General features: G+C 68.4%; 13 protein-coding genes. 6 read left to right on the top strand and 7 right to left on the bottom strand.

Annotated features, from left to right (window positions below; genetic code table 11):
- Positions 1 to 86: 86 nt before the first annotated feature.
- Positions 87 to 1,205 (bottom strand): carbohydrate kinase family protein, encoded by a 1,119-nt coding sequence (locus EDC22_RS10850; RefSeq protein ID WP_132806681.1) that lies wholly within the window; start codon positions 1,203 to 1,205, stop codon positions 87 to 89.
- Positions 1,206 to 1,419: 214 nt separating this feature from the next.
- Here EDC22_RS10850 and EDC22_RS10845 point away from each other — a divergent pair, with 214 nt between their 5' ends.
- Entirely contained in the window at positions 1,420 to 3,750 is a 2,331-nt protein-coding gene (locus EDC22_RS10845; protein WP_132806680.1) for a putative bifunctional diguanylate cyclase/phosphodiesterase, read from the top strand.
- A 15-nt stretch (positions 3,751 to 3,765) separates the two neighbouring features.
- Here EDC22_RS10845 and EDC22_RS10840 read toward each other — a convergent pair whose 3' ends face one another.
- Both EDC22_RS10840 and fsa read right to left on the bottom strand, forming a co-directional pair.
- Positions 3,766 to 4,656 carry a crotonase/enoyl-CoA hydratase family protein gene (locus EDC22_RS10840; protein WP_245499724.1) on the bottom strand — a complete coding sequence of 297 codons (891 nt, stop codon included), beginning with the start codon at positions 4,654 to 4,656 and terminating at the stop codon, positions 3,766 to 3,768.
- A gap of 535 nt (positions 4,657 to 5,191) precedes the next feature.
- On the bottom strand, positions 5,192 to 5,845 hold the full coding sequence (fsa, locus tag EDC22_RS10835; protein ID WP_132806678.1) for a fructose-6-phosphate aldolase: 654 nt from the start codon (positions 5,843 to 5,845) through the stop codon (positions 5,192 to 5,194).
- An 89-nt stretch (positions 5,846 to 5,934) separates the two neighbouring features.
- Between fsa and EDC22_RS10830 the strand changes: the two genes are divergently transcribed.
- On the top strand, positions 5,935 to 8,100 hold the full coding sequence (locus tag EDC22_RS10830) for a primosomal protein N' (RefSeq protein WP_132806677.1): 2,166 nt from the start codon (positions 5,935 to 5,937) through the stop codon (positions 8,098 to 8,100).
- A gap of 3 nt (positions 8,101 to 8,103) precedes the next feature.
- On the opposite strand, the gene EDC22_RS10825 is transcribed toward EDC22_RS10830, so the two are convergent.
- From EDC22_RS10825 to betI, 3 genes are all read right to left on the bottom strand, one after another.
- Positions 8,104 to 8,751: a TetR family transcriptional regulator C-terminal domain-containing protein gene (locus tag EDC22_RS10825; protein ID WP_132806676.1), complete on the bottom strand. Its 648-nt coding sequence runs from the start codon at positions 8,749 to 8,751 to the stop codon at positions 8,104 to 8,106.
- 267 nt (positions 8,752 to 9,018) lie between these two features.
- Positions 9,019 to 10,683, bottom strand: coding sequence for a choline dehydrogenase (gene betA, locus EDC22_RS10820; RefSeq protein ID WP_132806675.1), 1,665 nt, complete (start codon positions 10,681 to 10,683; stop codon positions 9,019 to 9,021).
- Entirely contained in the window at positions 10,680 to 11,273 is a 594-nt protein-coding gene (gene betI / locus EDC22_RS10815; protein ID WP_132806674.1) for a choline-binding transcriptional repressor BetI, read from the bottom strand. Before betI ends, betA begins: the two co-directional genes overlap by 4 nt.
- 178 nt (positions 11,274 to 11,451) lie before the next feature.
- Between betI and EDC22_RS10810 the strand changes: the two genes are divergently transcribed.
- The 4 genes from EDC22_RS10810 to EDC22_RS10795 all read left to right on the top strand — a co-directional run bounded on the left by EDC22_RS10810 (position 11,452) and on the right by EDC22_RS10795 (position 15,388).
- The gene (locus EDC22_RS10810) at positions 11,452 to 12,396 is read left to right on the top strand and encodes a choline ABC transporter substrate-binding protein (protein WP_132806673.1); all 945 of its coding nucleotides are present in this window, start codon (positions 11,452 to 11,454) and stop codon (positions 12,394 to 12,396) included.
- Positions 12,397 to 12,775: 379 nt separating this feature from the next.
- Positions 12,776 to 13,621, top strand: coding sequence for a choline ABC transporter permease subunit (gene choW / locus EDC22_RS10805; RefSeq protein WP_132806672.1), 846 nt, complete (start codon positions 12,776 to 12,778; stop codon positions 13,619 to 13,621).
- Positions 13,622 to 13,624: 3 nt separating this feature from the next.
- Positions 13,625 to 14,794 carry a choline ABC transporter ATP-binding protein gene (gene choV / locus EDC22_RS10800; RefSeq protein ID WP_132806671.1) on the top strand — a complete coding sequence of 390 codons (1,170 nt, stop codon included), beginning with the start codon at positions 13,625 to 13,627 and terminating at the stop codon, positions 14,792 to 14,794.
- A 63-nt stretch (positions 14,795 to 14,857) separates the two neighbouring features.
- Entirely contained in the window at positions 14,858 to 15,388 is a 531-nt protein-coding gene (locus tag EDC22_RS10795; protein WP_132806670.1) for a dTDP-4-dehydrorhamnose 3,5-epimerase family protein, read from the top strand.
- On the opposite strand, the gene EDC22_RS10790 is transcribed toward EDC22_RS10795, so the two are convergent.
- Complete coding sequence (locus tag EDC22_RS10790; protein ID WP_165926875.1) at positions 15,367 to 16,572, bottom strand: acyltransferase family protein; 1,206 nt, start codon at positions 16,570 to 16,572, stop codon at positions 15,367 to 15,369. The two genes, EDC22_RS10795 and EDC22_RS10790, sit on opposite strands and share 22 nt — an antisense overlap.
- Positions 16,573 to 16,607: the final 35 nt, after the last annotated feature.

The raw sequence follows: 16,607 nt of genomic DNA, 5'->3' as shown, positions 1-16,607 counted from the left end.
GGACGCGGTCTCGGCAATGCTGCATCCAGATCACAGCATAGCCTGGCAAGGTTACGTGTGTCTTGCCGCACCGGAAGGCGTATGGCTCACACGAGCCGGCGCGCCACGAAATCCGGCGGAGCTGCCTCGATCCAGCGGGTCAGCTCGGTCCGCCGCAGCAGCCCCGACTGGGCGTCGATCGCTGCGACGACCGCTGCCGCATTGGCGGCGGCGGCCCGTAGCGCCGATTCGGCACCGCGTCCTTCCATCAGCCAGGCCCCGAGCGTTGCCGAGAAGGCATCACCGGCCCCGACGGTGCCCGCGACCTTGACCTTCAGCGGCGGGCAGTGCCAGAGCTCGCCGGCGTCCGACAGATAGGCACCGTCGGTTCCGTCCGTCACGGTGACGTATCGCGGTCCGAGCCGGTGCACGGCCCGGCAGAACGCTTCGAGCGGCATGTCGAAACCCGAGCCGACCAGGCCGCGGCGCATCAGCTGCGGCGGGTTGTCGGGCAGATGGTCGCGGCATGGACCGGGCCCGCCATGCCGCATCAGGCCGGGCAGCATCGCTTCGGCCTCGATGCGGTTGATGCTCAGCATGTCGATGTCGGACAGCGCGGCGAAGAACGCCTCGCCGCGTGCGGTGAGCTGGCGAATGCCGGGATTGTTCGACACGAACGCACCGGCCTTGCGGGCACGGCGCACGATGTCCGGGTGCTGGTCGGCGGATTCGTTCGACAGGCCGGCGACGTGCACGATCGAGGCGCCGGCGAAGGCGTCGGCAGGAATGTCGCCGGCGCGGATCAGCGTGTTGGCGCCGCGAAAGGTGAAGACCGCGGCGTTGCGGTCGTGCGAGGCGATCATCACGGTGATGCCGGTGCCCAGTTCGTCGGTGTAGCGGACCAGACGGTCGGACAATCCCTCCCTGGCAAAGGATTCCAGCACCTTGGCGCCGTTCAGGTCGCGGCCGATCTTGACCAGCGGTGCCGCAGGGATGCCGAGCCGGGCGAAGCAGACCGCCGTATTCGCCGCCCCGCCGCCGGGATGGATGGTGATCCCCTCGGCCTCGATCTTCCGCCCCTCCTCCAGCAGCAGGAACGAGGCGGTCGCATTCGCCATGGTGACACGCTCGATGTCGCGGCTCGCGATGATGGTGATGATATCCACCGTCGCCGATCCGACGGTCACGGCATGGCCGCCTGCCACCTGTCCGCTGCCCTCTGCCACGTCCCGTTCTCCGCCTGTCGTTGCCGAGCTGGCCACCCTGTCGCGATTCCGCGCGCCGGTCCACCCGCGCGGGCCGGCCTGCACCCGTTGGATGGTTCCTTAAACTTCTAGGGTTATTGGTTGCTGCCTTTTCATCGGTATGGACGACAAGGCTCGGGGCGGGGTGTGTATCGGATGGTCTGCCGAACATCTCCCCCCAGGCAACAAGGCATAGATGCTGGTTCGAAAGCTACTCCAGACCCGCAGGACCGACGCCGAGCTTCCCCCGGAGATCCGCGCGGCGCTGGTTGACTCGCTGTTCGCGCCGATCGCCTCGCTGATCGTCGGCGCCATCGCCTGCACCATCATCGGCGCGGCCGTCGCGATCCGCGCCGAGGACGGCACGATCATGGCGACCTCGCTCGCGATCCTTGTTGTCGGCATGGTGCGGGTCGCCTCGGCCGTCCTCTACAAGCGGGGCAAGCGCATCCAGGACCTCGAGGCGACGCGGCTGTGGGAGCGGGTCTACGAACTGGGTGCCTGGGCATTCTCCGCCCTGCTCGGCGCGCTGTGCTTCCTGACCCTCGATCATACCGACGACGCGACGCTGCACCTCGCCGTCTCGACGACGGCGGCCGGCTATGCAGCGGCGATCTCCGGCCGCAACGCGGCCCGGCCGATCATCGCCGTCGGTCAGCTCACCCTGACCACGCTGCCGCTCGCCGTGGCGCTGCTCATCTATCCGGATTGGGTGCACAAGGCGCTCGGCATCGTGGTGTTGATGTTCATCTACGGGATGGTGGACATCACCCTGTCGATCCGCGACATCATCATCCAGGCGCTGACCGTGACGCGCAAGGAAGCTGCGCTTGCTGCGCGCTTCGAGGAGCAGGCGAACAGGTTCGATGTCGCGCTCAACAACATGTCGCACGGCCTGTGCATGCTCGACCAGCAGGACCGGCTGCAGGTCTGGAACGAGCGGTTCCTCGAGCTTTTGCGGCTCGAGGGCAGGGAAGTCCGCGAGGGCATGAGCATCCGCGAGCTCGTGCGGTCGAGTGTCCGCGCCGGCAATCACGCCGGCAAGGGCGTGCGGGCGGTGCTGCGCGATCTGACGCGCGGCCTCCAGCAGGACAGTTTCGGCCAGGTCTTCATCTCCCTCGACGGCGAGCGCACCATCGCGCTGTCCCGGCGCGTCATGACCGACGGCGGATCCGTGGTGATCCTCGAGGACATCACCGAACGCAAGCGCGCGCAGGAGCGGATCACCCGGCTTGCCCGCTTCGACGAACTGACCGGGCTTGCCAACCGCGCCCAGTTCCGCGAGCGCCTCGAGGCGATGCTGGCCGCTGCCCGGCGCAGCGAGACGCAGATCGCCATTCATCTGATCGACCTCGACCGCTTCAAGTCCGTCAACGACACGCTCGGCCATCCGATCGGCGACAAGCTGCTGCAGGCCGTCGCGCTGCGGCTCGGCGAGGTTGTCCGCCGCTCGGATCTGATCGCCCGGTTCGGCGGCGACGAGTTCGTCGTCGTTCAGGCCGATACCCATCGCCGGCGCGATGCCGGCTGGCTGGCGCTGAGGATCGTGCGCGCGCTCGAGGATCCCTTCGAGATCGACGGTCACCGCATCGACATCGGCGCCTCGATCGGGGTGGCGCTGGCGCCGCGCGACGGCACCGATGCCGATCAGCTCCTGAAGAAGGCCGACATGGCGCTCTATGCCGCCAAGAACGCCGGCGGCGGCGGTCATCGCTTCTTTGCGGCGGCGATGGAGAGCGACGCCCAGCAGCGCCGCGCCCTTGAGCTCGATCTGCGCCAGGCGGTGGCCGGTGAGGCGTTCGAGCTGCATTTCCAGCCGCTCGTCAATCTGGCGACCGGCCGCATCACCACCTGCGAGGCGCTGCTGCGCTGGCACCATCCGACGCGCGGCGCCGTTCCGCCGTCGGTGTTCATTCCCATTGCCGAGGAGACCGGCCTCATCATCGGCATCGGCGAATGGGCACTGCGGCGCGCCTGCGAGGAGGCGGCGCGCTGGCCGGACGGGGTCAAGGTCGCAGTCAACCTGTCGCCGGTACAGTTTCGCGACCGCAACCTGGCCGCCCATGTGGTCTCCGCGCTGGCGCGTTCCGGCCTGCCGGCCCACCGGCTCGAACTGGAGATCACCGAGCGGGTACTGCTCGAGGAGAGCGAGGCCACCACCCACGCCATCCAGCAGTTCCGGACCCTGGGCGTCTCACTGTCGCTCGACGATTTCGGTACCGGATATTCCTCGCTCAACTATCTGCGCAAGTTCCCGTTCGCGAAGATCAAGATCGACCAGTCGTTCATCCGCGATGTCGACTGCGAGGCGGAGGGGCGCGCCATCATCCGGGCGGTTGCCGGCCTCGGCACGTCGCTCGGCATCACGGTCGTCGCCGAGGGGCTCGAGACGAAACAGCAGATGGCGTTCGTCCGCGAGGATGGCTGTCACGAGGGTCAGGGCTACCTGTTCGGCCGGCCGATGCCTGCCGCTGAGGTTTCCGAGCGCATCCGCGGCGCGATCGCAAGGCCGCTCCTGGTCGCCTGAGACCCGGCGGCGCCGTTACTCAGCCGCCGCGAGCGCGGAGGGCAGCCGGTTCTGTGCCGCGACGAGCCGCTGCATCACCTTCAGATCGCGCTCGCCGAGGTCGAGACAGGCGTCAGCCCAGATCTCGACGATGCGATCGAGTTCCTCGAGCGACAGCGGTGCCACTTCACGCCCAGCCTGGAACACCGCGCGGGTGCCGGCATGGCGGCGACGCTGGCGGGCGATGTAGTCGCGGGTGGCCTCGATGCCCTGTCCGGGTTCCGCCAGCAGATGGACGAGACCGGCCTCCAACATCTCCTCAGCCGTGTAGGTTCGCCCCGTCAGGATCATTTCCTCGGCCCGGGCGGCGCCGATCCGACGGGCGATAAGGCTGTAGGCGCCCATGCCGGGGAACAGGCCGAACAGGTTCTCCGGAAAGCCGAACTTCGCACCGCGCTCGGCAATCACCACATTGAACGACAGAAGCGACTCGAAACCGCCGCCAAGGGCATCGCCCTGGGCGAGGCCGATCGTCACGACCGGCAGGCCGAGGCCGTTGAGGTTGCGGTGGAGGATGCGCACGCATGACTTGCCGTAGCCCACCAGTGCCGCGCGGTCGCGCTCGCGGATCTTCGCGGCAAACAGGTTGAGGTCGCCGCCGAGATTGAACACGCCCGGGGTGCGCGAGCCGAGCACCAGGAAGCGCAGGTCGTGCGGCCGGTCGGCAAACATCGCCGTGATGCCCTGCTGCCAGGCGTGGAAATCGTCGAGCAGGGCCGGATTGTAGCTCGGCCGTCCGTCCGGCCGCATGAATGTCCACAGCGTCCCGGTCGACTCCTCGTACGACACCTCGAGCTGCCGCAGATTGAACAGCCGGCGCGCGTCGAACTCCTTGCGGAAGTCGAGCTGGACGGCGGGTCCCGTCACGGGCGGCACCGTGTCACCGGCAATGCGCGATTTGTCGACGACGGGAGACCGTCCGACGGTAGAAGGCGTTCGTGGGCTCGGAAGAGAAAGCGAAGCTGACATTACAACACACCGCATCTTGCTAACTCTTCCTTTACCTTAACAGGTTCCTACGCTGCACACTACAGGGTTGCCGGCCCGCGAATGCTCGAATTTTCGGCAACGGGCCGTCCGTGCCGCATCCGGCAGAATTGTGACGGACCAGAAACATTGATCCGAAACGACTTTCGCCAGTTAACCATGTTTGAACATTTTACATCGCTCGCGCGGAACTGACGTGAAGAAGGCAGTCGTCTGCGCTGAACGCTCGACGCTCGGTCCGGAGGGACCACCATCGGCCTGCGCCTGACGTTGACCGGCGTGCCCGTGCAACCGGCTGGGCCGCGCGCATTGCCGAGGATGCGCGCAGGCTCGCTGCCGGCGCGGCCCCGACATGAAGTGGGCGGTGTGTGCCGCAGGCGGCGACGCAGGCCCGGGAGCGGGCGTCTACGAGGCCTCAGAGGATCGTCTGGCCGGTCTTCTTCCAGTCGGCGAGGAAGGCGTCGAGGCCCTTGTCGGTGAGCGGATGCGACACCAGCTGGCGAATGATGGCGGGCGGAATCGTGGCGACGTCGGCACCGGCCAGCGCACACAGCCTGACATGGTTGACGGTGCGGATCGAGGCGGCCAGCAGCTCGGTCTCGAAGCCGTAGTTGTCGTAGATCGTCCGGATCTCGCCGATCAGCTCCAGCCCGTCGAGACCGATATCGTCGAGCCGGCCGATGAAGGGCGAGACGAAGGTCGCGCCCGCCTTCGCCGCCAGCAGCGCCTGATTGGCGGAGAAGCACAGCGTGACATTGACCATCGTGCCCTCGCCGGACAGCGTCTTGCAGGCCTTGAGCCCGTCCATGGTCAGCGGCACCTTGACCGCGACGTTGTCGGCGATGGCGGCCAGGCTGCGTCCTTCGGCGATCATCCCTTCGGCATCGGTCGCGGTGACTTCGGCCGAGACGGGGCCGGCGACGATCGCACAGATTTCGGCGACGATCTCGCGGAACGGGCGGCCCGCCTTGGCCACGAGGGAGGGGTTGGTGGTGACGCCGTCAAGCAGGCCGGTATCGGCCAGCGCCCGGATCTCGGCCACGTCAGCGGTATCGACGAAGAATTTCATGCCTGTCCGTCCCTTCACGCGTCCCCTGCACCTGTCGCCGCCCTGTTTAGCGGTAGTTTGTCGCCGATGACAGCCCCGCGAATCGGTCCATGAGCCAATCCATCGTTCCCGTCCTGACCCCAGTCGCGGTAGAGGCGCCCTACAGTTACGCGGTGCCGGACGGCATGACACTCAGTCCGGGCGACGTGGTGGTGGTGCCGCTCGGCCCGCGCACCGTGCTCGGCGTGGTCTGGGACGGCGAGCCCGACCGCATTGTCCGCGGCAAGCTGCGTCCGGTCGAGGCGAAGCTGGCCGGACCGGCGATTGCACCGGCGATGCGCCGCTTCGTCGAGTGGATCGCCGACTACACGCTGAGCCCGCGCGGCATGGTGCTCAGGATGATGCTGAGGGTGCCGGAGGCGTTCGGTCCGCAGATGCCGGTCATCGCCGTCCGCCTTGCCGGTGCCCCGCCGGAGCGCATGACCGAGGCGCGCCGGCGCGTCCTCGAGGTCGCCGGCGACGGCCTTGCCTGGAGCAAGACGGCGCTCGCCCGGGCGGCAGGCGTCGGCGTCTCCGTGGTCGAGGGGCTGATCCAGGCCGGCACGCTCCAGTGCGTGGCGCTGCCGCCGAAGCCGGTGGTTGCGCCGCCCGAGCCCGATTTCGCGGCGACGGCCCTCACGCAGGCCCAGTCCGGCGCCGCCGAGGCGCTGGCCGACGCGGTGGCCGCGGGTGGCTTTTCGGTGAGCTTGCTCGAAGGCGTCACCGGTTCCGGCAAGACCGAGGTCTATTTCGAAGCCATGAGCGAGGCGCTGCGGCGCGGTCGGCAGGTACTGGTGATGGTGCCCGAGATCTCGCTCACCGCGCAGTTTCTCGCCCGCTTCGAGGCGCGATTCGGCACCATGCCGGCCGAATGGCATTCCGGCCTGACGCCGAAGCTGCGGGAAAGGACCTGGCGCGGGGTCGCGTCCGGCGAGGTCAAGGCGGTCGCGGGCGCGCGCTCGGCCCTGTTCCTTCCGTTCGCCGATCTCGGCCTGATCGTCGTCGACGAGGAGCATGACCCCGCCTACAAGCAGGAGGAGGGCGTCATCTATTCCGCCCGCGACATGGCCGTGGTGCGCGGCTCCCTCGAGGGCGTGCCGGTGGTTCTGTCGTCGGCGACGCCGTCGGTCGAGAGCCGCGCCAACGCCGAGCGCGGCCGCTACCGCCATCTGCGCCTGCCCGACCGTTACGGTGCGCGGCTGCCGGATATCCGCGCCGTCGACATGCGCAGCGACGGTCCGGAACGGGGCCGGTTCCTCAGCCCGCCGCTGGTTGCGGCGATCGCCGCGACGATCGCAGGTGGCGAGCAGGCGCTGCTGTTCCTCAACCGTCGCGGCTACGCGCCGCTGACGCTGTGCCGGGCCTGCGGCTTCCGCTTCGAGTGCCCGAACTGCTCGGCCTGGCTGGTCGAGCACCGTTTCCGCCGCCAGCTTGCCTGCCATCACTGCGGCCACGCGATCCCGCGGCCGGTGAACTGTCCCAACTGCGGCGCCGAGGACAGCCTGGTGCCGTGCGGCCCCGGCATCGAGCGCATTGCCGAGGAGGCGGCGGAGCGGTTTCCCGACATCCGCATCCTGATGCTGTCGAGTGACCTGATCGGCTCCATTGCCGAGCTGCGCCAGCGCTTCACCATGATCGAGCGCGGCGAGGTCGATCTGGTGGTGGGGACGCAACTCGTCGCCAAGGGTCACAACTTTCCCAATCTGGCGCTCGTTGGCGTGGTCGATGCCGATGTCGGGCTCGCCACCGGCGACCCGCGCGCCGCCGAGCGCACCTTCCAGCTGCTTCAGCAGGTCACCGGCCGGGCCGGGCGCCAGCGCGACGGCGGCCGGGCGCTGATCCAGACCTTCGATCCCGATCATCCGGTGATCAAGGCGATCGTCTCCGGCGACCGCGAGGCCTTCTACGCGCGCGAGATGGAGAGCCGCGAGCGGCAGGGCCTGCCGCCCTTCGGTCGGCTCGCCGCGATCTTGGTGTCGGCACGGTCGCAGGACGAGGCGGCATCCCATGCGAAGGCGCTGGCGCGTGCCGTCCCGCCCGCCGACGGCGTTCGCGTGCTCGGTCCGGCCGAGGCGCCGCTGGCGGTCGTGCGCGGCCGTCACCGCTTCCGTCTGCTGGTCAAGGCGAGGCGGACATTCGATCTGCAGGGCTTCCTGCGTGCCTGGTTCGACGCCGCCCCGAAACCGCGCGGCAGCGTCCGCATGAGCGTCGACGTCGACCCGCTGAGCTTTCTGTAGGGCCTATCGCCGTGGGCGCAGACCGTTCAGGAATACCGCCAGCACGGTCTCCTCGGCGGCTGCGACGGTGTCGCCCTGCTCGCCGAGCACGGCGCGTACCTGGACGTCGAAATCGGCGTAGTGCTGAGTCGTCGCCCATATCATGAAGATCAGGTGCACCGGATCGACCGGTGCCAGCCGCCCCTCGTCGATCCAGCCCCGTATCACCGCCGCCTTGCGGGCAACGAGGTCGCGCAGCGGCCCGCGCAGGAATTCGCCGATCGCGGGCGCGCCATGCAGCACCTCGTTGGCGAACAGCCGCGAGGCCTCCGGCATCTGCCGCGACATCTCCAGCTTGTGACGGATATAGCCGGCGATCTCGGCGATCGGATCGCCGGCCGGATCAAGCCGCTCCAGCGGCGCCAGCCAGGTCGCCAGGGTGGATTCGAGTACCTGCCGGTAGATCTCGTCCTTGCTGCGGAAATAGTAGAGCAGGTTCGGCTTCGACATGCCGGCCTGCGCCGCGATGCGGTCGACCGTTGCGCCGCGGAAGCCGGAGGCAGCGAACACCTGAAGCGCCGCGTCCAGGATGATCTGCCGGTTCGCCGTCTGGATGCGCGTTCGCGGCCGCCTGTCCCGGCGTGTTGATCGGCTGTCCGCCACCGTTGTCATGTCCCTGCCGTTTCGCGAAGTCATTTCCCCCTTGCGGGCGGGTTCTATCGCATGGCGGCGCGGTATTGAAGCGACCGTGCCATGCTCGCGCGTCCGCCCCGCCCTCGCATGTCTGTCCGCCGGACGCAGGGCGTCCGCCCGGACCGCCGTCCGGCACGGTCGGGTGTTCCCGACCGCGCTCCGCGCGGGATCGTCAGCGCCAGCATGCAGTGTCGTTGGCAGATCCGGGAACGCACGGCAGGGCGGTGCCGAGCCGCCCCCGCGCCCCTATCGCTGCGCGGTGCGCCAGTTGGGATGGATCCACGGCTCGAGGTTGGAGGCAGGCAGCGGATCGCGCCCGAGGATCATGTCGGCAGCCTTCTCTCCGGTCATGATGGTCGGCGCGTTGAGATTGCCGTTGGTAATCTGCGGGAAGATCGAGCTGTCCACCACCCGCAGCGCCTCCACCCCGATCACCCGGCACTGCGGATCGACCACCGCCATGGGGTCGTCGGTGCCTCCCATCCGGCAGGTGCCGCAGGGGTGATAGGCGCTTTCCACATGCGCGCGCACGAACGCGTCGATCTCGGCGTCGCTCTGCGTATCGGCGCCCGGCGCGATCTCGTGATCGATATGCTCGGCCATCGCCGGCTGCGCCATGATCTCGCGGGTGAGGCGGACGCAACTGCGGAACTCCGCCCAGTCGTCCGGGTGCGACATGTAGTTGAAGCGGATCGAGGGCGGCGCGGCAGGATCGGAGGAGGCGAGCGCGACGCGTCCCCGCGATTTCGACCGCATCGGCCCGACATGCACCTGGAATCCGTGGCGGTCGGCCGCCGCCCGACCGTCGTAGCGCACCGCCGCAGGCAGGAAGTGGTACTGGATGTCGGGATACTCGATCCCGGCGGCCGAGCGGATGAAGCCGCAGGATTCGAACTGGTTGCTCGTGCCGATCCCACGTCGGGCCAACAGCCACATCGCGCCGATCACGGCCTTCGACACGGGGTTCAGATGGCGGTGCAGGGTGATCTTCCGTCTGGCGGCGTACTGGACGTAGATTTCCAGATGATCCTGCAGATTGGCGCCGACCCCCGGCCGGTCGGCGACGATCTCGATGCCGAGACGCCTGAGATCGCTCGCCGGGCCGATGCCCGACAGCATCAGGATCTTGGGGGAATTGATCGAGGATGCCGACAGGATCACCTCGCGGCGTGCGCGCACGATCTGGGTACGGCGGCCGCGACGGATCATGACCCCGACGGCGCGACGGCCGTCGAACTCGACCCGCTGCACCTCGACACCGGTGAACAGTCGCAGGTTCTTCCGCTTCAGCGCCGGCCTGAGATAGGCGTTGGCCGCCGACCAGCGCCGGCCGCCCCACACCGTCATCTCCATCACCCCGAACCCCTCCTGGCGATGGCCGTTGTAGTCCTCGGTGATGCCGTAGCCGGCCTGCCTGCCGGCCTCGATGAAGGCGGTGTAGAGCGGATTGCGCATCCGGCCGCGCGTGACATGCAGCGGGCCGTCGCAGCCGCGCCATCCGGCCTCGCCGCCGTGGCTCGTTTCCATCCGCCGGAAGTAGGGCAGCACATCGCGGAAGCCCCAGCCGCGCGCCCCCATCGCCTCCCACGTGTCGAAGTCGCGGGCATGCCCGCGCACGAACACCATGCCGTTGATCGAGGACGATCCGCCGATCACCTTGCCACGCGGCACCGCCAGCCGGCGGCCGTTCAGATGCGGCTCCGGCTCGGTTCGGAACCCCCAGTCGTACAGCGGCATGTTCATCGGGATCGAGAAGGCTGCCGGCATCTGGATCAGCGGGCCGATGTCGCTGCCCCCGCGTTCGAGCACGATGACGGCGTGCCGGCCGTCGGCGCTCAGCCGGTCGGCAAGCACGCAGCCGGCCGAGCCGGCGCCGACGATGACGTAGTCGGCTTCCAGCGCTTCGCTCATGACACCGCTCCGGCCGCCGCGATCCGTGCCTCGACGAAGTCTTCGACTATCGCGATCGCCATCGCTGCATCCGGTGCCCCGTCGGCGAGCGCGAAGCGAATCCACAGCCCGTCGATCAGCGCCGCCGCCGCCTCCGCAGCCGCGCGCGCCTGTGGTCGCGGCATCAGCCGCGACAGATCGTGGACGAGATTGCTGGCGAGCCGGCGCGCATAGATGCGATGCAGGCGCCGCGCCTCCGGCACCGTCTGCGCCTGGACGTAGAAGGCGAGCCAGGCCGAGATCGTCGCCGGCTGGAACTGGTCCGGGGCGAAGTTGCCCGCAATGACCGCGGATATCCGCTCGCGCGGCGAGCTCGCCTGGCGCAGCCGGCTGCGGATCGCCCTGCCGAGATCGGACAGCAGGTAGCGCATCGTCTCGGCGAGCAGGCGGTCCTTCGACCCGAAGTAATGGTGGGCAAGCGCCGTCGAGACGCCGGCGCGGCGCGCGATCCCGCCCACCGTCACGGCGCAGAAGCCGCGGTCATGGATCGTCTCGATGGCGGCCTCGATCAGGGCCTGACGCCGGATCGCCTCCACGCCGATCTTGGGCAAGCTTCCGCCTCCAGCAAGATGGTTCTTGACTGATCAATCAATCAATAAATCTTGCCATGCTGCGCGTAAAGTGGTTCGATCCGGCCATCTTCCGTCGTGCCAGCCGGAGCTGCTCCAGGAGGGGGAGCTGCCGCCGGTGACCGACGACTGAAGTTCCGACCCAAGGGAGGTTCCAACGATGCAGCCCTGTCTTCGAACGCTGTGCGGCCTGACGCTCGCCGCGCTGATGTCCGTGCCGGCCCTGGCCAGCGATCCGGACTCCTGCAAGGTGGTGCGCTTCTCCGATGTCGGCTGGACCGATATCACCGCCACCACCGCCGCGACCGCGGAAGTCCTCAAGGCACTCGGCTACGAGCCCGACATCAAGGTGCTGTCCGTGCCGGTCACCTACGCCTCGCTGAAGAACAAGGACATCGACGTCTTCCTCGGCAACTGGATGCCGACCATGGAAGCCGACATCAAGCCGTATCTGGACGACGGCTCGGTGGAGGTTGTCGGCGTCAATCTCGAGGGCGCCAAGTACACCCTCGCCGTACCGGACTACACGGCCGCCAAGGGCCTCACCGACTTCGCCGACATCGCCGACTTCCGCCAGTCGCTCGGCGACAAGATCTATGGCATCGAGCCGGGCAATGACGGCAATCGCCTGATCCTCGACATGATCGAGGCCAATGCCTTCAACCTGCGCGGCTTCCAGCTGGTCGAATCCTCCGAGCAGGGCATGCTCGCCCAGGTCGCGCGCGCCGTCAGCCGCAACGAGGACATCGTGTTCCTCGCCTGGGAGCCGCACCCGATGAACGCCAATTTCAATCTGGTCTATCTGTCCGGCGGCGACGACTACTTCGGCCCCGACTACGGCGGCGCCACCGTCTACACCAACGTCCGCGCCGGCTACACCGCCGAGTGCCCGAATGTCGGCAAGCTGCTCGCCAACCAGCGCTTCACGCTGGCGATGGAGAACGAGATCATGGGTGCGATCCTCGACAGGGGCGAGGAGCCCGACAAGGCCGCGCGGGCCTGGCTGAAGGCCAACCCGAAGATGTGGGAAAGCTGGATCCGCGGCGTCACCACGCTGCACGGTCACGACGCAAGGGAAGCGGTCGAGAAGCATCTTGGCAGCTGACGCGCAGTCGCCTCGAACAGCCAGACTTGCGCGGAGCCGACGGCGTGGATGCCCGGATCGGGTTTCCGCGTCAGCTTGATGCCGACGAGGCGTGCGGCGCGCCGTCATCCCCGACCGGTCGTGGGCGGGTCGGGGATCGGCGGGCACCTCGGTGCCGTGGTCGCGGCCCCGATCCCGGTTCTCCGGTGTCGCCGCCGGCCGCGGGGAACCAGCCTGGCCGTGTCGGCTGCCTCTGGCCGAGGACGTGCGCGGGAACCCGCGAACCCCCTGAGATTTCTTCACAATCACCCCTGTTCATGCAACGGCGCCGCGCGCTAGCATCCGTTCCGGGCGAGACGCCGCAAGAGTGATCCGCCACTGCGCGCAGAGGGGCGTGTCAATGGACTGGCTGACGCAACACAAGCTTCCCATCGGGCAATGGGCCAAGGACGGTGTTGACTGGCTGACGGCCAATGCCGCCTGGGTCTTCGACGGGATCGCCGACATCCTTGACGCCATCATCGGCGCGATCCTGTGGGTGCTGCAGACACCGCATCCGTTGGTCGTCGTCGCCGCCGCGGTCGCTCTGGCCTATCTCGTGCGCCGTTCGATCCCCTTCGCGATCTTCGTGTTGCTGGCGCTGCTGCTGGTCATCAATCAGGGCTACTGGAAGGAGACCACCGAGACACTGGCGCTGGTGATCTCGGCGAGCGTGGTCTGCATGGCTGTCGGCGTGCCGGTTGGCATTGCCGCCGCGCATCGGCCGTGGCTCTACGAGGCGCTGAGGCCGGTGCTGGACCTGATGCAGACGATCCCGACCTTCGTCTATCTGATCCCGGCGCTGATCCTGTTCGGGCTCGGCATGGTGCCCGGACTGGTCGCCACCGTGATCTTCGCGGTGCCGGCCCCGATCCGGCTGACCCGGCTCGGCATCGTTTCGACGCCGCGCAGCCTGATCGAGGCGGGCGAGGCGTTCGGCGCGACGAAGCGCCAGTTGCTGTGGAAGGTCGAACTGCCCTTTGCACTGCCGAGCATCATGGCCGGGCTGACGCAGACCATCATGCTGTCGCTGTCGATGGTGGTGATCGCGGCCCTGGTCGGCGCCAACGGCCTCGGCGTGCCGACGCTGAGGGCGCTCAACCAGGTCAACATCGCCCGCGGGTTCGAGGTCGGCGTCGCGATCGTGCTGGTCGCCATCGTGCTCGACCGCTTCTTCCGGTCCGAGCGCGCCGAGGGGCGCCGCTGATCCATGACCGGTTCTGCAGCCAGCCGCGATCCTCTCGTCAGCTTCCGCGATGTCGACATCGTCTTCGGCAAGGCGCCGGAGCGGGCATTGCCGCTGATCGACCGCGGCGCCAGCCGCGAGGAGATCCAGGAGGAGACCGGCCAGGTGCTTGGCGTCGCCGGCGCCAGCCTCGATGTCCACGAGGGCGAGATCGTCGTGCTGATGGGGTTGTCGGGCTCGGGCAAGTCCACCCTGTTGCGGGCAGTCAACGGTCTCAACCGGGTGACGCGCGGGCAGGTTCTGGTGCGCGAGGGCGAGCGGACCGTCAATCCCTCCACCTGCTCGGCGGAGGAACTGCGTGCCCTGCGCCGCCGCCGGGTGGCGATGGTGTTCCAGCAGTTCGCCCTGCTGCCCTGGCGGACGGTTGCCGACAATGTCGGCTTCGGTCTCGAGCTCGCCGGCGTTCCGGCTGCCGAGCGGCAGGCGCGCATCGAGGCGCAGCTGTCGCTGGTCGGCCTTGCCGCCTGGGCTGGCAAGCATGTGCACGAGCTCTCCGGCGGCATGCAGCAGCGCGTCGGCCTCGCCCGCGCCTTCGCCACCGAGGCGCCGATCCTGCTCATGGACGAACCGTTCTCGGCGCTCGATCCGCTGATCCGCTCGCGCCTGCAGGACGAGCTGCTCGACCTGCAGACGTCGCTGCATCGCACCATCGTCTTCGTCAGCCACGATCTCGACGAGGCGCTGAAGATCGGCAGCAAGATCGCGATCATGGAGGGCGGACGCGTCGTCCAGTTCGGCACGCCGCACGAGATCGTGCTCAATCCCGCCAACGCCTACGTCGCCGATTTCGTCGCCCACATGAATCCGCTGTCGGTCCTGCGGGCAGGCGAGGTGATGACGTCGGTCGCTGCCGACGGCAATGGCGACGCCGCCCGGATCATCGACGCCGCCTCCGGCCTGGCGGTCAACGGCAATGGGATGATCTCGCTGCGCGGCGCCCATGTCGAGACGGTGCGGCTCGGCGAGGCCGAGCCGCGCCGTGGCGCCGTCGCGCTGTGCGGGCGCGACACCCCGATCCGGCAGGTGATGCAGGCCCGCCTCGCCACCGGGATGCCGGTGCTCGTGGTCGAGGAGGGGCGGATCGTCGGCCGCGTCGGCGACGCGGAGATCTATCACGGGCTGCTGCGGCGCTGAGGTCGCCTGCGGACGTGAATCCGGCTATGAGACGCCGGGTCCAGACAGCGAGAGGTCGGCGCGATGCGCTTCACCGAAACGGCGATTCCCGGCGTGTTCATCGTCGATGTCGAGCCGCGCGTCGACGAGCGCGGCTCCTTCAACAGGGCCTTCTGCCCGGCAGAGTTCGCCGCCGCCGGGATCGATTTCGTCCCGACCCAGATCAACATCGCCCGCAATACCCATCTGCACACGCTGCGCGGCATGCATCACAAGGTGGCGGGGCTCGAGGAGGCGAAGTTCGTGCGCTGCGTGCGCGGCGCGATCTTCGACGTGGCGGTGGATCTGAGGCGGGACAGCCCGACCTTCCGCCGCTGGGTCGGTGTCGAACTGGATGCCGCCTCGATGCGCGCGCTGTTCATCCCCGAGGGCTGCAGCCACGGTTACCTGACGCTCGCCCCCGACAGCGACGTGCTCTACCAGATGAGCCGTCCCTATACGCCGGAGGGCGATGCGGGGCTGCGCTGGGATGATCCCGCCTTCGCTATCGACTGGCCGGCACGCCCGGCGGTGATCAACCGGCGCGACGCGACCTATCCCGACTTCGAGGGCTGAGTGGCGGCTGGGCGGGCGCCGAACGCGACCGGTCCCCGCCAGCTCTGCGACCAGCGCCTGATCCGCGACAGCCGACGGATCATCGGCTCGTCGATGACAACCGTCATCACCCAGGCGACCGACACCGTCAGGGCGACGAAGGCCAGGAACAGCAGGAACTGGTGATCCGGTCCGATCCACAGCCATGTCGCTGCGACCATCGTGCACAGGATCGGGAAATGGGTCAGGTAGAGGGCGAAGGAGATCCGTCCCAGGAAGCCGGGTATGGACATGCTGAACACGGCCCGCACGCCAGGCAGGTAGAGCATCGCGATCAGAACCAGGATCGCACCGGCATTGCGCGTGGCGAGCTCCGGATCGGCGATGGGCCGCAACAGGTCCGCCAGCCACTGGTAGGACGGCCCGCGCGGCTCGGCGAACGGAAATCCGCCGAGATAGGTGCCGATCAGGAACACGACCCAGGCGACAGACGATCTCGGCACGTGGCCCCGCGACCAGTATGTATAGAGCAGTGCGCCCGAGAAGAAGCCGAACAGGAAGCCCTGGGTCCCTGTCCGGAAGAAGGTGAACACCAGTCCCGCCACCAGGCATGGCACGACGTAGCGCGCCGGCACTGCCTTGTAGATCGTGTAGATGACCAGCGAGCCGATCAGTTCGACCCGCATGGTCCAGACCACCGGATTGTAGTAGATCGCCGCGCGGTATGATCCCCGCGCCAGCCCGATCGCGACCTCCAGCAGCGAGGGGCCGCCCGGCTGGTACCAGCCTTGCACCCAGCCGTGCCGGACGATGGCGGCGACGTCGTGGATCTCGTTCGGGAAGATCGCCAGCAGGACGACCGCCAGAGCGATGCTTGCTGCCACCGGGATATTGAGCCGCAGCAGCCGGGTGCCGGCCAGCGCCAGCAGCGGCGCGCGCGACCGGTCGCCCGACTGCGCCATCACGAAGCCGGACAGGGCGAAGAAGACGAACACCGCGAAGGTACCGCTCTGCAGGACGAACAGCGGCGTCTTGGCGGCGATGTTCGGCCCCGACCAGTTGAAGGCGACGGTCCCGGCGTACCAGACGGGCGTGAACGCCAGCACGAAATGCCCCAGCATCACGATGACCGCTGCGATCCCGCGCAAACCGTCGAGCGAGGCGATGCGGCTGTCGTCGCACGGTGGCGGAATCGGCGTGACCATCACCGGCTCCCCGGCGAACGTGCGGCCGACCCGGC

This window comes from Tepidamorphus gemmatus, from assembly GCF_004346195.1.
Classification (GTDB): domain Bacteria; phylum Pseudomonadota; class Alphaproteobacteria; order Rhizobiales; family Tepidamorphaceae; genus Tepidamorphus; species Tepidamorphus gemmatus.
Note: the sequence above shows the minus strand (reverse complement) of the source record. Positions and strands in the feature narration are given on the sequence as shown.

Bases quoted from the DNA above. Each gene is read 5' to 3' on its own strand.
- EDC22_RS10845 (WP_132806680.1), top strand. From the start codon at position 1,420: ATGCTGGTTCGAAAGCTACTCCAGACCCGCAGGACCGACGCCGAGCTT.
- fsa (WP_132806678.1), bottom strand. From the start codon at position 5,845: ATGAAATTCTTCGTCGATACCGCTGACGTGGCCGAGATCCGGGCGCTG.
- EDC22_RS10830 (WP_132806677.1), top strand. From the start codon at position 5,935: ATGAGCCAATCCATCGTTCCCGTCCTGACCCCAGTCGCGGTAGAGGCG.
- EDC22_RS10825 (WP_132806676.1), bottom strand. From the start codon at position 8,751: ATGACAACGGTGGCGGACAGCCGATCAACACGCCGGGACAGGCGGCCG.
- betA (WP_132806675.1), bottom strand. From the start codon at position 10,683: ATGAGCGAAGCGCTGGAAGCCGACTACGTCATCGTCGGCGCCGGCTCG.
- EDC22_RS10810 (WP_132806673.1), top strand. From the start codon at position 11,452: ATGCAGCCCTGTCTTCGAACGCTGTGCGGCCTGACGCTCGCCGCGCTG.
- choW (WP_132806672.1), top strand. From the start codon at position 12,776: ATGGACTGGCTGACGCAACACAAGCTTCCCATCGGGCAATGGGCCAAG.
- choV (WP_132806671.1), top strand. From the start codon at position 13,625: ATGACCGGTTCTGCAGCCAGCCGCGATCCTCTCGTCAGCTTCCGCGAT.
- EDC22_RS10795 (WP_132806670.1), top strand. From the start codon at position 14,858: ATGCGCTTCACCGAAACGGCGATTCCCGGCGTGTTCATCGTCGATGTC.
- EDC22_RS10790 (WP_165926875.1), bottom strand. From the start codon at position 16,572: ATGGTCACGCCGATTCCGCCACCGTGCGACGACAGCCGCATCGCCTCG.